14 protein-coding genes are annotated in these 20,088 nt (G+C 67.9%); 2 read left to right on the forward strand and 12 right to left on the reverse strand.

Going from position 1 to position 20,088, the window contains the following annotated elements:
• Positions 1-146: 146 nt before the first annotated feature.
• From QO010_RS17565 to QO010_RS17600, 8 genes are all read right to left on the reverse strand, one after another.
• Positions 147-1,214 (reverse strand): hypothetical protein, encoded by a 1,068-nt coding sequence (locus tag QO010_RS17565; protein ID WP_307351292.1) that lies wholly within the window; start codon positions 1,212-1,214, stop codon positions 147-149.
• 542 nt (positions 1,215-1,756) lie between these two features.
• Entirely contained in the window at positions 1,757-3,652 is a 1,896-nt protein-coding gene (locus QO010_RS17570; RefSeq protein ID WP_307351294.1) for a hypothetical protein, read from the reverse strand.
• Complete coding sequence (locus tag QO010_RS17575; RefSeq protein ID WP_307351296.1) at positions 3,652-6,690, reverse strand: Hsp70 family protein; 3,039 nt, start codon at positions 6,688-6,690, stop codon at positions 3,652-3,654. The genes QO010_RS17570 and QO010_RS17575 overlap by 1 nt, the downstream gene beginning before the upstream one ends.
• Before the next feature lie 13 nt (positions 6,691-6,703).
• Positions 6,704-9,910 (reverse strand): tubulin-like doman-containing protein, encoded by a 3,207-nt coding sequence (locus QO010_RS17580; protein WP_307351298.1) that lies wholly within the window; start codon positions 9,908-9,910, stop codon positions 6,704-6,706.
• Positions 9,911-9,933: 23 nt separating this feature from the next.
• Positions 9,934-10,326: a hypothetical protein gene (locus QO010_RS17585; protein WP_307351300.1), complete on the reverse strand. Its 393-nt coding sequence runs from the start codon at positions 10,324-10,326 to the stop codon at positions 9,934-9,936.
• A gap of 30 nt (positions 10,327-10,356) precedes the next feature.
• Complete coding sequence (locus QO010_RS17590; RefSeq protein ID WP_307351303.1) at positions 10,357-12,126, reverse strand: hypothetical protein; 1,770 nt, start codon at positions 12,124-12,126, stop codon at positions 10,357-10,359.
• Entirely contained in the window at positions 12,123-13,445 is a 1,323-nt protein-coding gene (locus tag QO010_RS17595; RefSeq protein WP_307351306.1) for a hypothetical protein, read from the reverse strand. Before QO010_RS17595 ends, QO010_RS17590 begins: the two co-directional genes overlap by 4 nt.
• Positions 13,446-13,595: 150 nt before the next feature.
• Positions 13,596-15,551 (reverse strand): transglycosylase domain-containing protein, encoded by a 1,956-nt coding sequence (locus QO010_RS17600; protein ID WP_307351308.1) that lies wholly within the window; start codon positions 15,549-15,551, stop codon positions 13,596-13,598.
• Between the two features lie 261 nt (positions 15,552-15,812).
• Here QO010_RS17600 and QO010_RS17605 point away from each other — a divergent pair, with 261 nt between their 5' ends.
• The gene (locus QO010_RS17605; RefSeq protein ID WP_307351312.1) at positions 15,813-16,724 is read left to right on the forward strand and encodes a tetratricopeptide repeat protein; all 912 of its coding nucleotides are present in this window, start codon (positions 15,813-15,815) and stop codon (positions 16,722-16,724) included.
• 6 nt (positions 16,725-16,730) lie between these two features.
• Here QO010_RS17605 and QO010_RS17610 read toward each other — a convergent pair whose 3' ends face one another.
• Positions 16,731-17,384, reverse strand: a complete 654-nt coding sequence (locus QO010_RS17610) for an SH3 domain-containing protein (RefSeq protein ID WP_307351314.1) — start codon at positions 17,382-17,384, stop codon at positions 16,731-16,733.
• Positions 17,385-17,731: 347 nt separating this feature from the next.
• Between QO010_RS17610 and QO010_RS17615 the strand changes: the two genes are divergently transcribed.
• Positions 17,732-18,088 (forward strand): hypothetical protein, encoded by a 357-nt coding sequence (locus QO010_RS17615; RefSeq protein WP_307351317.1) that lies wholly within the window; start codon positions 17,732-17,734, stop codon positions 18,086-18,088.
• A gap of 6 nt (positions 18,089-18,094) precedes the next feature.
• Here QO010_RS17615 and QO010_RS17620 read toward each other — a convergent pair whose 3' ends face one another.
• The 3 genes from QO010_RS17620 to QO010_RS17630 are packed head-to-tail and all read right to left on the reverse strand — an operon-like array spanning position 18,095 to position 20,081.
• Positions 18,095-18,784, reverse strand: coding sequence for a hypothetical protein (locus QO010_RS17620; RefSeq protein ID WP_307351319.1), 690 nt, complete (start codon positions 18,782-18,784; stop codon positions 18,095-18,097).
• Positions 18,781-19,311, reverse strand: coding sequence for a hypothetical protein (locus tag QO010_RS17625; RefSeq protein WP_307351321.1), 531 nt, complete (start codon positions 19,309-19,311; stop codon positions 18,781-18,783). Before QO010_RS17625 ends, QO010_RS17620 begins: the two co-directional genes overlap by 4 nt.
• Positions 19,308-20,081 carry a hypothetical protein gene (locus tag QO010_RS17630; RefSeq protein WP_307351323.1) on the reverse strand — a complete coding sequence of 258 codons (774 nt, stop codon included), beginning with the start codon at positions 20,079-20,081 and terminating at the stop codon, positions 19,308-19,310. Before QO010_RS17630 ends, QO010_RS17625 begins: the two co-directional genes overlap by 4 nt.
• Between the last annotated feature and the right edge of the window lie 7 nt (positions 20,082-20,088).

Genomic DNA, 20,088 nt, shown 5'->3' on the forward strand with positions numbered 1-20,088 from the left:
CGGCCATCCTACAGCCCACGCGATAGGGCGCGCGGCCCGAGGCCGTTCGGAAGAGGGATCGCCGCCCAGACATGCGCCTGTTGCAACGCCCCAGCGAGCTTCTGGTTCGCGGATTGCCCGGAAGGGCCTCTGCTGGCGCTAGGATTCTATTTGTTCCACTCGATGACCGCCTTGACCAACGGCCAGCGCCCCTCGGCTTCGGACTTCAGGCCGGGCGCGAGGACCTGGCTGACCGTCGAGGTGTTGCCCCTGGCCCCATTGACGGAATCCACCAGGTCGGAGCTCGTTCCTCCCTCCGGCCAGAAAACACTGAGATGGCTTAGGCCCGAGCCGGCTACGAGATCCCGGAACAGGGCTTCGCTCCCGGCCGGGCCAGTGGTTTCGGTGGCGAGGTCATGGGCGATCTGGAAAATCAGAACGAGATCGTCCTCGCCGTAGGCCGTGCCCAGCCCCCTGCCGGCTTCCATCCGGCGCAGCTCGAATTCGGGCCGAAACTGCCCAGCATCGCCGTGCCGCCGGAGGGTATCGAAGAATCTCTGCACTGCGGTCTCGATACTCGTTGCCCCCCGGCTCGGCGGCGGGCGCGCGGGTCTCTCGCTGGACGGATGCGGCGGCGGCGGCATGCTAAGCGGGACTTTCGAGGCCCGGACGAGCAGGGGCAGGAACTGCAGCTTGACCCTGCGGTCGGCGGCGATGTCGGGCAGCGGCGGTTGCGTCCCGGCCGTCACGTCCACCAGGGCCTTGTAGATTTCTTCCCCCAGTTCGAAACCCGGGCGGCGCAGTCGGGCGACGCGCAGCCGGCCGGCCTGCCCCTCGAGCGGCCTGGCCGGCTCATGCCGCCGACGATCGAAGGTCTCACCGGGCTTGGGCCAGACCAGGGTGATCCTGGCCTCAAGCATGCCCATCAGCCAGGCCTCGCAAGCCCAGCGGGCGGCCGCGTCGGCCGGCACGCCGTCCGTCATCAGCCCTACCGCCCCCAGGACCTGACCCACCCGCGCCGTGGCCGATACGCTCCGCCCGCCCATCTGGCCGAGGCAGAATTGGGTGGTCGGGAGATCCAGCCCGAGCACATCCAGCCACTCCGCCGTCGCCGCCACCCGCAAGGCCTCGAACACATCGGCGCGCCGCGCCTTGGCGTCGCCGAACCCCCGATCCGCCATCAGGCCGCGCACGATTCCGCGGTCCTCCAGCGCTGCGCCCAGGTCCCGCGCCAACTGCTTGGGGCTTGAGCGAGTCGGCCGTCCCTGACCCGCGGTCCCGACAGGCGGCGGCTTGAGCGGCGGGCTCTCCAGGACGGGAGCCGGCCCCTGAGGTTCCGGCTGCGGCTCCGGCGGCGCTTCCGACTCCGGTTCCAGGGACATCACCGACGGGGATGGATCGGCAAGAGGCCGAGCAGGATCTGCCGGGACGGGAGGCTCGGCGGCAGACTTGGGTGGAGAGACCGCCGGCGGCGGAGGCGGCGTTGGCGCCTGCAACGACGGCCGGGACGGCACAGGGACGGCGGTCGGCGTCTCGACGGCGGCCGGCCGGGCGGCGGGGGAATCCGACGCCGGCGAGAGGTTCAGGAATCCCTCAAGCGGTTGCGATCGTCCGGTCACCCAGCGCCGAACCCCCAGAAGGGCGATCAACATCCCTGCTCCCGTCATCGCGAAGCGCAGAATGTCCAGAGCCTGCCCAGGCAGGCTCCAGGTCACCTCATCATTCAGTGGCGACGACATGGTTCACAGCGCTTTCGGGTGACGGCGCCTCTCTGATGCTACTTGTTCCACTCGATGACCGCCTTGACTAGCGGCCAGCGCCCCTCGGCTCCGGACCTCAGGCCGGGCGCGAAGACCTGGCTGACCGTTGAGGTGATGCCCCTGACCCCATTGACGGAATCCACCAGGTCGGAGCTCGTTCCTCCCTCCGGCCAGAAGACACTGAGATGGCTTAGGCCCGAGCCGGCTACGAGATCCCGGAACAGGGGTTCGTTGCCAACAGGACCAATAGTGTCGGCGGCGATGTCGTGGGCGATCTGGAAGATCAGAACGACGTCCTCCTCGCCGTACGCCGTCCCCGGCGCCCTGCCGGCTTCCAGGCGCCGCTGGTCAAATTCGGATCGCACGGGCGCGGTGTCGCCGTGGTGCAGGAGTTTGTCGAAGAACCTATTGAGCGCGGCCTCGATGCTTTTGACCGACGGGGCGGGCGCCGGCGATAGCGGCGAAGTATCGGGGAACGAGGCGGCGACAGCCGACGGCTTTGCGCCGGGCTTAGCCTCTTCTTCCTGTTGCGCTTCCTGGGAGCCGCCGGCCTGGTTGGCCAGGACTTCGTCCACCTTCCCCAGAAGCTTCAGGACCAGGTCGGCCATCTCCCGGGTTTGGCTTTCCAAGGTATCCAGTCGCCCGGCGATGAGCGACACCGATGCGGCTTCGTCGGCTTGCGGCTGTTGGGCGCCCTTCAGTTCTTGCTGCAGCTGTTGCAGGTTGGGAAGCGCCTTGGCTGTATGATAAATCAGATACAGCGCCTTTTGGACTTCCTTCAGCTCCTCAGACATCGCTTCACTTCCAGACGAGTGGAGCGACCATGCCTCCTCAGGGTTAACGGGCAATGACTGGCTCGTAGATGCCGCTATGGCCCTGGCCAGCGGTGCGAAGAGTTGCCCAAGCTGCTGAATCGGCAAGGCGGAATCCACGCTCGGACGTCCGTTCTCGATCCGCTCCGCCGCGGCCACCAGCCTGGTAAGCAGAGCGTCAATCAGGGCCTCGCGCGGACCCAGCCCGTCGCTGTCCTCGGGCTTCGGCTCGGGCTTCGGCTCAGGCTTTGGTTCGGGTTTCTCGGGCTCGGGCTCGGAGTTAGGGTCAGGGTCGGGGTCAGGCTCAGGCTCGAGCTTGAGCGGCGGTGGTTTTGGTTTTTTCCCCCTGACCGCCCTCATGATGCTTGCGATAAACTCTAGTGGGGATTTCCCGCTTTTCCGCTGGAAGTAAATGAAAATCCCCAGAAAGACGGCGAGGCCGACGGCTCCCACGAGCCACGCCAGCCAGTTCTGTTCCGGCTTCCAATCGGGAGCCTTCCGGACAACGGCCCTCGCTTGAATGAGATTTTCTAAACCCGCTTTGCTGATATCGCAGCTGCTGGTCCGCTCGTCGCATTTAAACAATTCAAACAGATCGCGTCTATTTTCTTTAGATAAAATGTAGTAGAGTAATTCATTATTGCATACCGGCTTTCCGTTCCCATCGCATTCAGCGGTAAGCGAGAATTTCCCCCTCCTGGCATAGTCTTTCAATTCAGTGTCGAGTTTCTTTCGCTCAGAATTGAGATTTCTGCTCTGAATTGCTTCCTGAATACTATCAATTTTGCTCTCGAAATCTTTTATTACGGGTGCAAAGGCGCTCTCTGAGCAAAAAGCCTCCGTATCTCTTACGGAAACGGCACATTTCGACTCGGTCTCGTTGGAGTAGACGCGGTCGCCTTTGCGATACAGCAGCAGGAACGTCTTGGCGCGGTGCTGAAAGCAGGACTGCGCTGCGCCAGGACATTTGAGCGCCGCCCAATCGGGGTCCTGGCTGATCGCCGCCAGCTTGTCCTCAAGCGGCGTAGCGGATGCGGCGGTCGCCGCAACAGTCCCGCCCAGCAGCAGGATGAGCATCAGCCAAAACCTGACCGCGGACATCAGGAGCCTCCTGCTGTTGAATTGATTCTGGTCAGAACCTCATCGGCCGACTGCGCCTCAAGAAGATCCGCCTGGATCGCAAGTCCGGCGCGGCGGGCGTACAGCCACCATTGGTCAGGATCGGCCTTGGCCGCCTCGGTCAGGGCGACCCTAGCCAGAAACCGGGGCGGGTCGCCGAGTTCGAAAAGTTCGAGTTCCTCGGAACCCTCGAAATCGACGTGGCGCTCGGCCACCGTCGATAGTCTCGCCGCCACGACCGGACCAATCCGTTCGAGCTCGACAAGGTCGGGAATATCATCCACCCCCCGCCCGACCAGGACGCCCGCCGAAAGCGGCTGCGCGCCCAGATCGATCCGGAAACGGAACATTCTATCTTCCAGCCTGCGGGCCAGTGAAAGCCCACCCCAGCTGGTGATCGATTTGGACGCGACCGGCTCCAACGTACTGTAGCTGGCCTTCTCGTCCGTTAGCCGGGCGACAGCCGCATAGATGAGTAGTCTGGCCAGGGGAAACGCGCCCCCTCGGCCGGAAGGCACGATCCGGACGAGCTGCGCCTTGCGCTCCTCGGGCCTTGCCTCCAGGTAGGCGTCAAGCCCGCTCCGTTCGAGCAACCCATCAATAATGACCGGCAGCGCGCCAGCATATTGTTTCAGGAACCGTTCCACCAACATCTCGACCAGGCGTCCCAGGTTTTCGGTGTCGATGACGAGTGGCGCGCCGTCGGGATTGAGCAACTCGATGGGTAGATAGGCCCTCGCCGCCCGCCGGGCGTCGCTCTTGGGCGCGAACGACTGGGAGGCGACCTTGGCCACATCCTGGATAGACATCCGGCCGGCAATGAGACTCGGAAACACACGCTCAAGTTCCAGCTGAAGATAGCCCTCGGACAGGATGCCGGGATGGTACTGCAGCGCCTGGACGGCGCGCCGGAAAGCGGCGCGCGCCGACGCCGGCGAGTTGCGCCGGGCGCCGATGGCTTTGGCCAACGCCTCCCGGCCGGTGGAAGCCAGCCCTCTGGATCGCCGCTCCTCGACCGCCCAGTCGATCAGAACCTCGGTCGTCAACTTCCAGAACTCTCGGCCGACGAAAGCAAGGTCAGTGTGGCCGCCCCGTTCGCGGACGGCCTGATGTTTGCCCTTGGGAGCGATCTCGACCACCGAGAAGTCGGCGCTGCCGGCGCCCACATCACAGACCAGCAGCCAGGCCGAGGCCCTATCGCGCGCGGGATCATCGGGTTCGGGAATGGCTTGGAGCGACAGCCCTCGGTCGAGCGGCAGCATCGCCTGCTTGTACTGGGCATCCGACATCCGGGCGCTTTGGAGGACGAAATGCAGCGGCGACCAACTTTCGGCGATGAGGCTTTGTTCGCCCGACACCAGCGTGATCCGCGGATCGCCGAAACCCGCCTCGTCGAAGGCGGCCAGCAGCCGCTCGGTGCGGCCTTGGTCGAAGACGGTCGGCCGGGTGGCGCAGACCCGGGTTTCCCCGTCGATGGCGGCGGCGACGGCGGGATGGTTCTCGATCAGTTCCTTGACTACCTTGAGATAGGCTGCGGCCAGATTCTGCCCGCGCGCGCCGCCGTCCTTCTGGCCGTCGTCGAGCAGCCATTTGAACTCGGTCGCCACCTCCTTTGGGCGTTCCAGGGTCTCGGGCCAGGGGTGGCCGTCCTCGGTGAGTTCATGGGCCTGGACGAATAGCGCGGCGTCATCACCGGTCTTGAAGCCGCCATCGGCCATCTCGACCACCACGGTGGGCAGGAATCGGCCCGACCGGTCCTGCAACTGCTGGTCTTCCGGGTCGTGGCGCAGAGGCACACGGCCCAGGTCGATGACGATCGCCGGCTTGCCGTCATCCGGCATGGCGGCGGCTCCGCTTTCGCTGGTGCCGAAGTCGATGCAGATCCAGCCCTTGAAGCAGGTTTCGGCGGGGTTGATGCGGGCGTCCTTGGCGTCGGTGGCCGGGTCCAGTTCGGCCCCGTCCTCGGAGATCGCCTCTACCGACAATCGCAGAGTGGCGGCCCCGTCTTTCGCCGGCAGCTGGGGTCGAAGCTCGACGAAGGCCTCCTCGCCCGGGTCAATCGGGCGGCGCCATTCGAGCGGCATCGGCGTTTCCAGCGCCTGGCCGTCGAGCGTGACCGTCAACGCCCGCACCGTCAGCACCGAGCCGCCGGTGTTGCGCAGCACGGCCCCGATGCGGGCGCGTTGCCCGGCGCGACCGCGGACACGCTTGGCCAACTCCACGACGAACCCGGCCTCGCGGGCGCAGAACAGATAGGCCCTGTCGGCCACCGTCAGGTTACTGGTGGCCTGGGCGACCGCCAGAACCAGATCGAACTGTTCGACCAGGGTCAGGTCGATCCGGCCAGTGCGCGGGCGGCCGTCCTCGTTCAGGACCGCCAGTTCGTCGTCGGTGATCCAGGCTTCCAGCAGGATCCGTCCGTCCCGGGGCAGCAACACCCGGGTGTCAGAGGCGGCGTCGGGAAAGTCCTCCTCGCCGGCCGCCACCCCGTCCACCCGCAGCCGGGCGCTGGCGATCAGCAGGGAGGGGCCGCGGTTGGCCACCTCGATGGTTATCTGTTTCCAGCCGCGGCGGGTCCCATAGGCGCCGGCGAAATCGACAAGCCGTTCGACGAGTCCGACGGACAGCCCGCCCTGGCTCCCTTCCCGCCGGAAAATTGCCCTGTCGAGGACGTTGGTCGCCCGGCCCCGCTTGTCGCCGCGGCCGGTCAGGGCCCGCAGCTGCAGGGCCTGCTCTCCCCCCGGCGGCAGGACGACCAGCTTCCCGCCAGGCTCGTATTCGCCGGGCAGCGAACGCTCGGCCCGGATCTCGCGCTCCTGGTCGCCCTCCAGGGAAAACAGACCAAAGGGGATGTCCGTAAACGGCGGCTGGGCCTTTTCGGCCCGGATCAGCGGCGCGCCGCCGCCGGGTGTCGCCTTGACGCCCAGCGAGGGCGCCGGCCCCAGGAACGCGCCGCAGCCGCCGCAGAAAGCGTCGCCCTCCCCGGCCGGCCAGTCTCCACATTCCAGACAGAGGCTCACTCGCTTCCCCCGTTCAGAAATCGAGACGCCGGAAGCCCGAGCCCTCAGGGGCCTCCTTGCTCCAGGTTTTCAAGCCTGGCACCAGGCTCGTGGCCATGCGCTTGGCCTCCTCGCCCCCATCCTTGGCCAGCTTCTGGGCCAGCTCGTTGGCCTTGCGCTTGAACAGGCGGTTGGAGCGCAGCGGATGGTCCGACTCCTCGTTGGCGTAGTAATCGATCAAGGCCATCAGTTCGGCGCGCGAGGTCGAGCCGCCGTCACGGATCTTGGCCTCCCGCTCCTGCACCTGGGCCTGGATGGTCTGGGCCTCCGGGGCGTTCTCCCGCGCCAGAATGCGCAGCACCTTGGTGTGCGGACCCAGCTTGGTGACCTGCTGGCGCAGTCCGACATCGCTCTTGAAGCTGAACTCCACGCCCCCGGTCTTGTCATTGCGCGTCCCGTCGAGGACGCCGCAGGCGACCGCGCGCAGGAACAGGTCCATGGCCTCGGCCGAGCGCTGCGCCTGCCGCGCATCGGGCTTGATCAGGTCGGCGTACTTGTCGATGTCCCCTTCCAGGTGCAGGGCGGTATTGGTGAACTCGCCCGCCCCTTCGACGATGCCGGCCATCATCGGCTCGTAGGCCTGGTCGCGGTAGGTGCGCAGGCTGGGCACCTGGAACAGCGGGAAGCCGGTCACGTGCTCCTCGATGATCACCTGGTCCTGGGGGCCGTTGATCGGCTCGCCGGCGCCGTCCAGGCCCAGCTGCAGCAACTCGCGCCGCAGCCGGGCGCGCTCGTCCGGATCGCCGCCGCACATCACCAGCCGATGAGTCTGGATCGGCGTATTGGCCTCCCAACCTGCGCTGGCGTCGCGCTGCACGTCGAGCCAGATGGTGGCGTTGTCGACCACCGGCCGCAGGGAGGAGCGGTAGTCGTTGTCATCGGTCCGGGTCCGGTCGAAGGCGGCCAGGGCGTCGGTCCGTTCGCGCAGCACATGATCCAGCCGGGCCTTGGCGAAGTCGATGAAGGCGGCGATGAACTTGGCCCGCCCGGCCCCTTCGAGCTGCTGGCGGATGGGCCAGGGCCCCAGGGGCGCGGGGGTTTCGAGCAGCAGGCCCCAGCGCGTGGCCGGCTCCTCCAGCGACACCCCCAGCTCGGTGTGGTAGCCCTCGCCGGCCGAGGCGGTGATCAGCTGGTTCAGCTTCGAATGCGGCCGCTGGGCCAACTGGATCTCGGTGCGGCCCAGTTCGTCGCGCAGCCGGCGCAACTGCAGTTCCAGTTCGCCCAGCTCGCGCAGCTTGTCGCCGACCAGCTTGGCCATGGCCGTGGCCAGCTCGGCGGTCCGGACATAGATCTGCCGGCCGATCTCGCTGAGGAAGGCGTCCTTCTGCTTATTGAAGCAGACGCGGGCCACCACGCCTTTCACATAGGCCGAGCCTTCGTGGAACTGCAGGCGGTCCGTCGCATCGCTGTCGAAGCCGCGCGCGGCCTCGGCCTCGGCTTCCACATGAGTGGACGCTTCCTTGGCGATGAAGTCGTAGTCGTTCTTCAGCCCGGTCAACACCTGGCGGGCGCAGGTGACGCCCCGGGCCTGAACGCCGAGATAGCCGGTGACCAGGGCCTCGAGTTGGGCCGCGTCCCGGTTCTCCCGCAGTCGGCCATAGTCGCGGCAGGTGCGGGCGAAATCGCCCTTACGCTCAAGGGCGAGATCGTCGTCCGAAATCTTCTGGCCGCGATAGCGCTGGCGCCATTGCGAGAAGGTTTGCTCGAAATCGTCCTGCCGTTCGGGACCGGTGACCTGCTCGCGCTCGGTCTCGAGGGTCTCGACCACGACGTCCAGGAGCGAGGTGCCGGCGTTGGCGTTGTCGATCGAGCGGGACAGGGCGAAGATCCGCTCGTCCATCGGCCGTTCGTCGGCGTCGAGCGGCGGCAGGTCGCTGGTCAGGTTCAGCGCCATGCGGGCGTTGCGCAGTTCGCTCTCGATGACCGGGGCCTCGAGATTGGTCTCCTGCAGCCAGTCGCCGATGATGTCGCGGGTCAGGCGATAGGCCAGCTGCTCCTGGACCAGGCTGGAGGGCGCGTGGATCTTGGCCAGGCCCAGCGAGGCGTAGCGCCGGCTGAACTCCAGCCCGCCGTCCACCGACTCGCGCGCCTCGCCCTCGTACACGTCGATCCGCGCTGTGGCGTTCAGCTCCAGCTGCATGGCGTTGCCGATGAGGTAGGAGTTGATGACGTTGCCGAAGCTCTGGCCGACCGGGCTGGAACGCAGGTACAGCCATTCGGCGATCATGCCGGTCAGGGCTCGCTTGTCGCCGCCCTCGGCGCCCAGCCGGGTGCCCGAACGGGTGGATGAGACGCCCCGCGAAACATTGCCGACCAGCCAGACGGCGTTGAAGACAGGCCCCACCAGGCGGGGCGGCTCGCCGCTGCCGCTGTAGACGCCCTCCCAGTGGACCGGAAACCAGCCATCGCTGGTGCTCTGGTCGCGCTTGATCGAGTAGTATTCGATCTCCATCAGCGCGGCGTAGCTGTTGGCGAAGACCCGGTGCCGCGGATCGTTGCTGAAGGCGGTGGGCAGCAGCACCAGCGCCTCCAGGGTCAGGGTGACGCCCTGGAAGTCCTGCATCAGCCGGCGCACCAGGAAGGCGGTGTCGAGAAACATGCCCGAACCGGTGCCGCCGGCGACCGAGAAGACCAGCTGGACCTTGAGGTTGTTGTTCTCCAGCCCGATGCCCAGCTTTTCGGCGCCCGACCGGGCCTCGGGACTGAGCAACCGTTCGATGGCGGCCTTGATGCGCTTGGAAATCTCGACCTGGTTGTGGAAGAAGGCCAGCCGCCCCCAGGGCCGGGTCTGGCCGCAGCCATGCTCGGGAATGCCCACCGACTCGAGCGAGAAGTCGTACCAGTCGCGATAATGGGGATGGGTGTGCGGCTCGCGATAGAGGTTGGCGGCCTTGGCGGCGTCGATCTTGATGTCCAGCACCTCGGCCCCGCTCAGGGCGGCGGCCTCCAGCACCGGGTCGAAGCGGTTGCCGTCCAGGTCCAGCAGGCGGTCGTCGGTGTCGATACTGAGCAGCTCGGTATGGGGAACCCGGCCCGTCGGATAGCTGGCCCGATAGGCGGCCCGCCGCTCGCGGTCGCGAGGCGTGATGTAGGGATCGTCCTCCAGATACAGGCGGCGGATCTGCATCAGGGTCTGGCGGCCGGTGCCGCCGAGCCCGATGATGAGGGTGGGGGTGGTCATGGGTTATATCCCTTGGGGATCGGTCAAAGAGCGCCGGGGCGCAGGCCGAAGGCGGTGAGGGCGGCGACGGCCAGCAAGACCAGCAGCGCCACACCCACCACCAGCCGGGCGCCGGAAGCGAAGGCGATCACCATCGCCAGGATCAGGGCGACGGCCGCCCACAGGAAGCCCCAGCCGGAGAAGACTCCGACCACGGCCGCACCGAGCGCCAGGGCCAGAGCGAAGGATTCCAGGCGGACGTTTCGCGGCGAGGTTCCACGGTCGACCGCCGGCTCCAGCCGGGCGCGGAACCAGAAGTGGTTGGCCAGGACACCGATCAGCACCGCCGCCAGCAAGGCGATCAGCGACATCAGGCCGAAGTCCGGCGTGAAGTCCGTCAGTCGTTCCAGCAGTGAGCCGTTGTCAGCGCCGTCCATATGCACGCCCCTTTTCCTGATCCTGCGTCTCTAGCGGCGGGATCGCCCCCGCCTGCGGTGTTGTCCCGGCTTGGGTCGGCCCGACCCGTTGTTTCCGCCGGCCTTTGCAATTCGTTTGATGGTGAAGACTGGCGCCCCTGGTTTACTGGTCCGCGCCGGGCCGCGGATGCTGCCGCCCCCGGGGCCCAAAAGCTGCATCCCGCCGCCCATGCTGGCCGTCATCAGCAAGCCCCAGAAGGTGACCGTCGCCTTCATCGGCGGCGTGATCGAGGAGGCCGCCGTCAGGGTGCGCGAACTCATGAAGCCCAGGGTGAAGGGCGCCTTGTCCGTCGCCCCGGTGGCCTGGAAGCTGGCGGGTCGCGAGAGGAACCAGACAGCAGGGCCAAGCAGGGCCAGCAGTAGCGCGACGGGCCACCCGGCCTTGAACAGCAGTTCCAGCACGGGAAGGGGGGACTGGCCCTGCTGCAGCTTCAGCGGAACGGTCTTGATCACCACCGTGTGGTCGGCTGTGGGGATCATGTTCTCGAGCAGCTGGGGCAGCCGGTAGACCCGCTCATGAACCTCGGCCCGGTCGCTGGCCAGGGCCATCCGGTCGGCCTCGTCTTGCGGGTTCATGCCATAGAACTGCTGCAGCGGGCCGCGCAGGGTCAGGTCGCCTTTCTTGGCCTTGATGGCCAGGACCAGCTCGCCGGACCGCCAGGCCTTGCTCTTCTTGGCCAGCGCCAATTGCTGCTCCGGCGTCAGGCTGTTCCAGACGGCGGGCACGGGGCAGATGATCGAGATGACGGCCTTCTGTCCCAGGCCCGGCTTCAGCGCCTTGGGCTCAACCGAGCAATCCGACCGTATCGGCGCACCGAAGAGCGGGTGCTTGGGGAACTTCAGATAGGCCTCGAAGGGCGCGCCGCCGAAGTCCCAGTTGGGGCCCGTGTCCACCGTCATCTTGCTGACCGCGAAGCGAGTGGCCTGGTCGCTCACGCCGCGCTTGACGATGATAGTCTTGCCGTCGATCGACACCCCCTTGCCCCCATCGAGAGGCTGGACCTGGACGTTGTCGTTGGTCACCGCATCGGGAAGGAACGGAGAAAGGCGGGCGATCGCGAAGGTCGCGCTGTCCGGCTTGGCGGCCCCGTTGAACAGTTTCAGCCCCAGGGCCAGCAGGTCGCCGCGCACATCGTTGAGGAAGGCCTCGTCGGTGCGGCCGCCCCGGCGTTCCAGCACATAGAGGGTCAGGGCGCGGTCGCCGGTATAGAACCCTTTGGGGGCTGGCTTGCCCAGGCCGTAGACGGGACCGGCGAAAGGGCGCCGGAAGATGATCACCGAGATGTGGCTCAACTGCGAGGCCGGGTCGTCGAGCAGGCGGTAGAATCTGTCCTGCTCTGCGGCGGCGGCGTCATCGCCCGCGTCGGCGATATTGTCGGTCAGAATGACCAGCCGGTCGCGCGTCGAGCTTTTCAGCCAGAAGGCCAGCCCCTGGTCCAGCCGCGTCTTGCGGCCGAACGGCTTGGTTGGCCTGGCGTCGGCGAGCGGCCCGCGGTCAGGCCTCCAGAAGTCGGCGCCGTCGCCGACCACCATCGGCTCGGAACAGCGGCGCGAAAGGGTTTCGACCAGCTGGCGGTAGGGGTCGGCGCCGCCGGCGGGAAAGCCGGTCATCGACATCGACAGATCGAGCATCACCGAGCAGGGCCTGGCCGCCGGCGCCGCGGCGGCTGGCGGCGGATCGGCCGCGGCCGCCACGGCCGTCGCGACGACGACCCCGAGCAGGGCCCCCAACACAGCCAGCGCGCCCCCCCGCCGCCTCATGGCTTGGCCGATCCCACGCAGCTGAAGCGCGCGACCTTCAGCGCCGCGGGCGTCAGGCCGCCCGGCTTGGGCTGCATTGCCACCCACAGTTCGTGGGCAGGCGGGCGCGAGGAGAAATAGCCGCAGATGGCCAGAGGATCGAACCCGGCCCCCAGCATGGCCACGGCGCCGCTCCGCTCGAAGGACCAGCTGTCGGTGACCTCCGGAATTTGATCGGCGTTGCGGACCAGTTCCAGGACCAGCGACTCGCCCCGCACCAACAGGAACAGCGCCCCGCCGGCGCGCGGCGCGGCGACCGCATTGTTGGTCGCATCGGCGCGCCCCTCCCGGACCTGGACCTGACCTCCGGTTCCGGGAACGAGGCGGAAGACCGCCTCAGCGCTGCGCGCCAGGACCGCACCAGTGGCGGCGGCCGAGGCCAGGGGCGGTGCGACATGGGAGGACACCACCGCCAGGGCCGGTCCGCCTTCTCCCCAGTGGATCAGACCCAGCCTTTTGTCCTGACAGGCAGCCAGCACCGGCTGGTCGCGCCGCCAGTTCCGCCAGACTCCTTCTCCCCGGGCCATGGTCCGCGCCGACAACCGCAGCGGCAGGGGAGCCACAGGATCGGCGTGCGTCATCGTCAGGCGCCGCCGGTCAGCCTCGAAGGCGCCGATCCGGCCCTGTCCCCAGAACAGGGCGTCGCCCGCGCGGTCGACGACGAATTCGAGCCATCCCTCCACCTTGCCGGCGCAGGAGGCCAGCCGGCGCCAGGCGCCCTGGCCGCCGCCCCGCCACAGGACCAGACGGCCGCCATCCTGGCTGGCCAGGTACAGCTGCCCATCGCGAGCGGCCGACAGGCCGACCGCCCGGCCCGGGGGAAGCGCGACGTCGGTCACCGGCTTGACGGGCCAGGCCAGGCTTGGCGGAAACGGCCGTGACACCAGCCGCAGACGCTCCTCGAATAGGACGAACAGGCCCCGGCGGGTCGCCTCGACCGCCATCACCTGGTCGAAGGGGCCAAGGGAGACGCCCGCCTCGAACTGAGTCGCCACGCCATGCTGGTCGAGAATGCGGGCCTTGAGCGCGCCGTTGGCGTCTTCGGTCAGCAGCCAGGCGCCGGGACCGCCTGACACCCACAGGCGCGGACGCTCCGGGTGAAGGGCGCCAAGCGACACCTCCGGTCCCAGCGGTGGCGCTCGCTCGATCTGGGCCGAAAGAAAATCGGGATCGACGCCCAGGGGCTCGCCGCAGGTCGAACACCAACTCGCGCTCGCCGGGTTGGGCGAGACGCAAACGCCGCACAGCTCCTTTTCGTCGATACTGCCCAAATTGAGCAACGCGTCCCCCTTGGTCGGGCCGCTCGCGGCCTGCCCCTCAACGAGAGGTTAATTTCACCATAAGCACACTTCCACTGCACGGGAAGTCAAGGCCGGAAAACCGCTTGAGATTGCACAACTCGCGGGATTTCCCCCGGCCGGCTTCGCGCTTCAGGCGCCGCAGCTCAACACGCCGGCAGACGGCTCGACCGCGAAGGGCTGGCCCCGCTCCAACTCGGCGTCAGACAGTTCGACCGGTCCCAGGCTGCGCACCCAGCCGGCGGTCTGGGCCCGCAGGAAGTCGTTGAGGATCAGCGACGGCAGGCCGGCGCCGGTGACGTCCTCCGGCCCCTCGGCGCCTTGCGGACCCATCCAGCCCACCCAGACGGCGATAACGAAATCCTGACCGAAGACAACGATCCAGCCGTCATGATGATCGTCCGATGTGCCGGTCTTGCCGGCCAGGGCCAGTGGCACGCCGGCTGCGGCGACCCGGCCGGTGCCATGAGTCATTACCCGGCGCATCATGCTGCGCATCGTGCGAAGGCTGTCGGGATCCAGGCCGGACGCGGCGACGCGGCGATCCGATCGCTTCAGGACCTTGCCCTGTTGGGTGGCGAAGGTGTCGAACAGGAAGGGCGTGGCGCGTTCTCCCCTGGCGCTGGCGAACGCCAAATAGGCGGCCGCCAGATCCAAAGGCGCTCCGGCGCTGGCGATCACCCAGGTCTTGCCCGGCGCCAGCAGCACGCGCCGAAAGCCGACCGCATCCAGCACGGCCTTGGCGCGCGCGCGCCCCACCTGGTCTCCAAGCCGCGCGGCGACCCGGTTCGAGGACTTGGCGAAGGCCTCATAGAGAGTCAGTTCGTCGTCGCCGCCAGAATAGGCATTGCCCAACGGCCAGCCGTAATTCTCCGGCAGGGGCGTATCCAGGCAGGTGTCGCCCGGCCGCCCCCCGGCCAGTAGCGCCGCCTCGTAGACGAAGGGTTTGAGGGTCGAGGCCAGGGGACGCCGCCCGCGGCTGGCGATATCGAACTGGTTGCGGCCATAGTCGCGGGCGCCGATCAGAATCCTGACCGCCCCGGTGGCGTCGAGCGCCACCATGGCCGCGTCCAGGTCGTCACGACCGTTCAATCGCCGGCTGATGATCGAAGCCGCCAGCCGCTGGGAGCCGGAGTCGAGCGTGGTGTTGACCCAGATATCGTCCCGAGCGTCCTGCGCCTGGGCGAAACCGTTGACCTGGGGCCGCAGTTCGTCGACCAGGTACAGGAAGGACCGGTCACGGTTGTCGACCGGAAGATCATCCGTCGCCAGCGCCCGCCGGTAGTCGGCCTCGTCAATGAAGCCGTACCGCCACATGTTGCCCAGCACCAGGTCGCGGCGTTTCTTGGCTTCCGGATAGTTGTTGAGCGGATTGAGCCGGTTCCAGTTGAGCAGCATGCCCGCGATCAGGGCGGACTGGCCGAGGGTCAGGTCCCGGGCCCGCCGGTTGTAATATCGCAGCGCCGCGTCCTCGAAGCCCAGCACCGGCTGGTTGTGATGGAAGCCCAGCTCGATACGGGACATGTACAGGCTCAGGATGCGGTTCTTGCCGCCGCGCCGCCCGTATTTGCGCCGGAAATAGCGCTCCGCTTCGGAAGCGATGACGATCTCGCGCAGCTTGCGCCCTAGGGTCTGCGACTTGTCGCCATAGGTGTTCTTGACCAGTTGCTGCGTGATGGTCGAGCCGCCCTGCTGGGTGTCACCGGCCGTCAGGTTGGCCTTGCCGGCCCGCAGGATGCTGGAAAGGACGAACCCTCCATGCTCGTAGAAGCGGTGGTCTTCGGCCGCCAGGACCGCGTTGGGCACGTATGAGGGGAGAGTCTCCGTGTCGAGCAATGGCCCCGGCCGGTCACCCTCCACCCGCATCTGAGCGCCGTCTGAATAGGCATAGGTGATCGTGACCCGCTGGGCGAAGTCACGCTCCAGGTCCTTCAGTTTCGACAGGTCGGCCATCCAGGCGAACGTGACCAGAAGGCCGATCAGGCCAACGAAGGCGATCGCAAGGCCGGCGGGGCCGGAAGCCAGCCGTGGCAGGGACAGTCGGGATATCGGCTTGAGCCGCCGGCGGCTCCAGCGCCCGCTCTGCATGGGGGTTGGGTTGTCCTGGCGCGCGCCGGTCGAACCCTGCCGCGGCGGGGCCTGCCTGCGGCTTGGCCAGCCGGAGCTGGCGTCTCTTCGCGGCGTGCGGGCCAATCTACCCCTCCAGCTGTCCCCGGTGGGGCCTGGCGCCCCATCCCTTAACAAGAAGTCGTGACGTTGCTAGCATCAACCGAAAGTTTCGAAGAGAGCCAGCGACCTGTGAAAAGTGTCTGGGTGCGCGGAACAGCTGTTGCGGCGATCTGGGTCGCCTTGGCTGCCTCGCCGGCCCTCGGCGCGCAGGGCGCCCAACTGAATGTCAAAAAGACCTGCCGGGAAGCCCACCGGGACGATCTCGGCGCCCAACTCGGGCTCGCCAACGGCTATTTCTACGACCCGGGCGGGACCGTCACGAATGACATCCCCCGACGCAAGGTGGCCTTCTGCCTCTATCTCGATGGGGCCAACCGGGGCGACGCGGAAGCCCAGTTGCGCGCGGCGTTCATGGCCGAGCTTGGCCTGGGCGGCGCAGCGCCTGACCCGAAACTGGCCGCGCATTGGTATGAACGGGCGGCGCTGCAGGGCAATCTTATCGCTCAGAAGGCCATGGCGCGGGTAATGATGAACGGGCTGGGCCGGGCCCGGGACCCGGTCGCCGCGGTAGACTGGTGGCGACGAGCGGCGGAGGGCGGCGACCTTCAGGCCCAGCTGAACATGTCCGGATTTTACCAGCGGGGCGACATCGTCCCGAAGTCCGAGCAGCAGGCAACCTACTGGTGCGAGAGAGCGGCGAACAATGGCGACCTGACCGCCCAGTTCGACCTTGGCCGGCATTTCCACCACGGCTACGGGCGGCCCATCGATCTGCAACAGGCTCGCAAGTGGTACAAGATCGCCGCCGACCGCGGCTGGGCGCCGGCCAAGGCCAATCTTGGTCTGATGTACGCCCTGGCGGAAGGCGGCCCGCGTGACGACAAGCAGGCCCAGCACTATCTCGAGCAGGCGGCGGCTCTGAAGGATCCGATTGGCCTCTACGGCCTGGGCTGGCTCTACCAGCAGGGGCGGCTGGGCCGCACCCGCGCCGAACGCAAGACCAAGGCCATCCAACTGTTCCAGGAAGCAGCCAGGTTGGGCAATCCCGACGCACGCATCGCACTGTCCCAGCTCGGAGCTCCGATAAACTGAAGTTCCTCAGTAGGACTTGGGCGTTGGAATTTCCGTCGCCGGCGCGCCCCGGTCCCGGTCGGAGTATTTGGGCTTGGCCCTGGACCTGGCGGCGCGGGGCTTGAGGGGCGGTTTGGCCGGACTCGAGGGCGGAGAGACCGAGGCCCCGGCAGACCCGGCAACGGTGGGGCGCCGCTGCTTTCCCGGCCTCGGCGCCGGAATCGGCGAAAGCAGACGGAACTTCACATAGCCGATGGCGCCCTGGTTGGTCCGGACCTCGGCCCAATCGGATTGGTCGTCGCCGGTCACCAGACCGAGGAAACTGAAGTCCTCCGCGCTTTCGCTGATGCTCAGGATGTGGCTTCGGGCGCTCGGCTCAAGACGAATATTGACCCTCGTCACCTTGATCTTGCCGTCCTTGCCAAACCCATAGGTTCCAGACGGCGAAGCCGGATAGGGCGATTTGAGGAAGGGGCGCTCGAACCAACTGAAACTGCTCGAAGGAGCGCTGCAGTCCGGCTCTCCGATCAGGCGGAACCGCCGCACGACTGCGGGCGAGGAGCCCGGCCAGATCATCACCCGATCACCGCGTTTGATCGGAGCGCAGTCGCCAGCGCCGCTGAACGCGACATCCTGCTTGGCGAAGGCGGCGCGCCGCCCCAAGGGCGCAAACAGGCCCACGGCGACCAGCCCCAGGCCCGCCGCCAGCAGTAAGCACGCCTGTAGCCTTCCATTGCTCATGCCAGACCGGATTCCGCTTCGCCCAGGTGTCCGAGGCCTACACTAGCGCTGGAGTTGCGCCTGTCCAAATCCCGTCCTCGCCCGCGGCCGCCGATGGCGTCCGACGGTTGACCTGGAGAACTCGCCTAACGCGGGAATGCAATTTAATCGACCAGTGAAATCCGAACTCGCGCTTTGGTTATCCCATTGACTGTGCAAGGAAAAACGGTGGATTGCCCTTGGTGAAATCTTGTAAGGACTGTTACCTTGGCCGGGATTTCGATGGGCCGCTTTGGGGGTAATAGATCATGCAACGTCGTGCATTTCTGGCTGGAGCCGCCGCCGTGGCGGCCGTCGCGCCGATCGCCGGCCAGAGTCAGGCGGCGACCGCCCAGGGGCAGGTGGTGACCATGAAGGGCTATCTGCGCAAGGTGACCAACTACTATCTGGTCCTGACGCCGACCGCCCAGAAGACCGACCCCAAGACCACGAATTACGCCGCCTGGCCGACCGACTGCGTGCGGGTCTATCCCAAGGACCTGGCCAAGATGCCCGGCCAGACCGGCGTCGTCTCGGTGACCGGCAAGCTGTGGAAGGGCAACCAGATGGACGCCGCCAGCAAGACCGTCGCCACCGTGGTGATGACCGACGCGGTCCTGGGCTAGGGCCCGCTACTCTCTCAAATCCGGCATCGGCGTGAACCCCGGGGGCGGCTTTTCGCCCTTGGGGCCCGACCAGTAGCCCTTGCTGCCCGGCGGCAGGGGCGGCAACGGCTTGCGTTTGCGCAGGCCGGGCGGCGGCGCGGCCGTTGTTGACGGCGGACCGGCGGCGGTGGCTGCGGCCGGCGTTGATCCCGGAGTCGGAGCCGTCACCGCCATCGGCGGGCTGAGCGCGCCGGACCGGCCGGCGAACAGGGCGGTGGTGAGATGTCGCCGTCCCTTGGCCAGCCGAGCCTGGCGGCGGCTGAGCGAGACCACCTTCCAGCCATCGATGGTCTCGCCCCGGCGGGCCCGGTAGGTCCGGCCCTTGGACGAGAAATAGCCGACCGGCGCGGCGTCGGTCCCCGAGACCCCGACCAGCAGCGGCGTCAGATCGACCGGCGGCGGGGCGGGCGCGGCCGGGGTTGCGGCGGCCGTCGGATCGGCGACCGCCGGCGGCGCGGCGCCGGGCGGAGCGAAAGCGATCATCCGGGCGGCGGCCGAGGCTTCCAGGGTCGGGGCCGCGGCGTTCAGCAGGCGCGGGCGCTGGCCTTCCGGCAGCAGGCCGTCGGCGACCGTGTCGCGCTCCAGCGGCGGCCAGACCAGGATCAGCAGACCCAGCACGGCGGCGGCGATCAGGGCGATAAGGACCGGCCGGTTCATGGCGCCCCCACCGTCACGGCCGCCAGCACGGTCAGCTCGGCATAGACCTGGGTGGCTGGCGCTCCGTCGGGTCCGATCGCGGCCTTCAACATGATCCGGCGCAACGCCACCGACCGGCCATTGGCCTCGACCCAGCGGGCGAAGCGGTCGACGGCGGGCGCATCGCCGGTTCCCAGCAGGCTCAGCCGGACCATTTGCATGTTCGGCCCGGCCGGATCGCGGCCGACCGTATTGGCCTCGGTGATGGTCAAACCGGCCTCGGCCGCCTGCCGGCGCATGCGGGCCACCGCGGCGGCGGGCAGGTCCGGCAGTGGCGACGACAACAGGGCCACGCCGATGGGCCGGGCGCCCCGGCCGCCATAGTCGCGGACCAGATCCTCCTGGTAGCCGATCTCGTTGTGCAGGCTGTCGAGGCCCCGAAGCTGCAGGCCGATCCGCACCGCCAGCACGACGGTCAGCGCCACGAGCACGACCGCGACGACCGGCAGCGCCTTCTCGAACCGGGCCAGGGCGGGCGGCAGGGTCACCGGCAGGCCCCCGCGTCCAGCTGGACCCGCCCGTCGGCCCCGGTCCGCGCGCCGAGGCTGGCCAGGCCCTGCGATTGGGTTGGGTTCAGGGGTTGGCTCAGGCCCAGATTGGCCGCCCCGTCGGCGACGGTGATGTCGCTCAGCATCACCTGCCCGCCCCCCACCGAGGCCAGGGCGTTGAAGGCGCAGGACACCATCCGGGCGTTGCGTGGCGCGGCGACGCCGTCCCACAGCCGGCGGGCGTCGCCCTGAAGGCGCTTCTGCTGGCTGGCCAGGCGCACGACCTGCTGGGTGGCCTCCAGCCGCGCCTGGGCGCGGTCGCTCTCCTGCGAGAGCCGCAGCGACAGGGCGCCCAGCACCAGCACGGCGCAGAGCCCGCCCACGGTCGCCAGGGCGATAATCTGTTCGCGCCCCTCGGCCAGGGCCCGGCTGCGATAGGGGTTGTCGAACCGGAAGGTCATGGCCTCCCCGTCCAGTTCGCCAGTCAGGTAGAGGCCGGCGGGCCCCCGCGCGCCCTGCGCCGCCAGGTCTTCGAATGCGCTGAGCGGGGCCAGGCCCACGGCGAAGCGGGTCAGGCCGTTCTCGGCCGGGCCGATCAGCCGGACGGCCGGGACGGTGTCGGCGGCGGGCATGGGCGAGAGGATGTCCAGCTGCATGGCCACCGCCTCGCGGGCCGCCCGCAGCGAGGCGGTCGGCAGATCGAGGGCGCGCACGAAGACCGGCGCGGCCGCGCCTTCCCCGTCCGATCCCTGCTCAAAGCCCCCCGACACGTCAGCT

The organism is Caulobacter ginsengisoli (assembly GCF_030814835.1).
Lineage (GTDB): Bacteria > Pseudomonadota > Alphaproteobacteria > Caulobacterales > Caulobacteraceae > Caulobacter > Caulobacter ginsengisoli.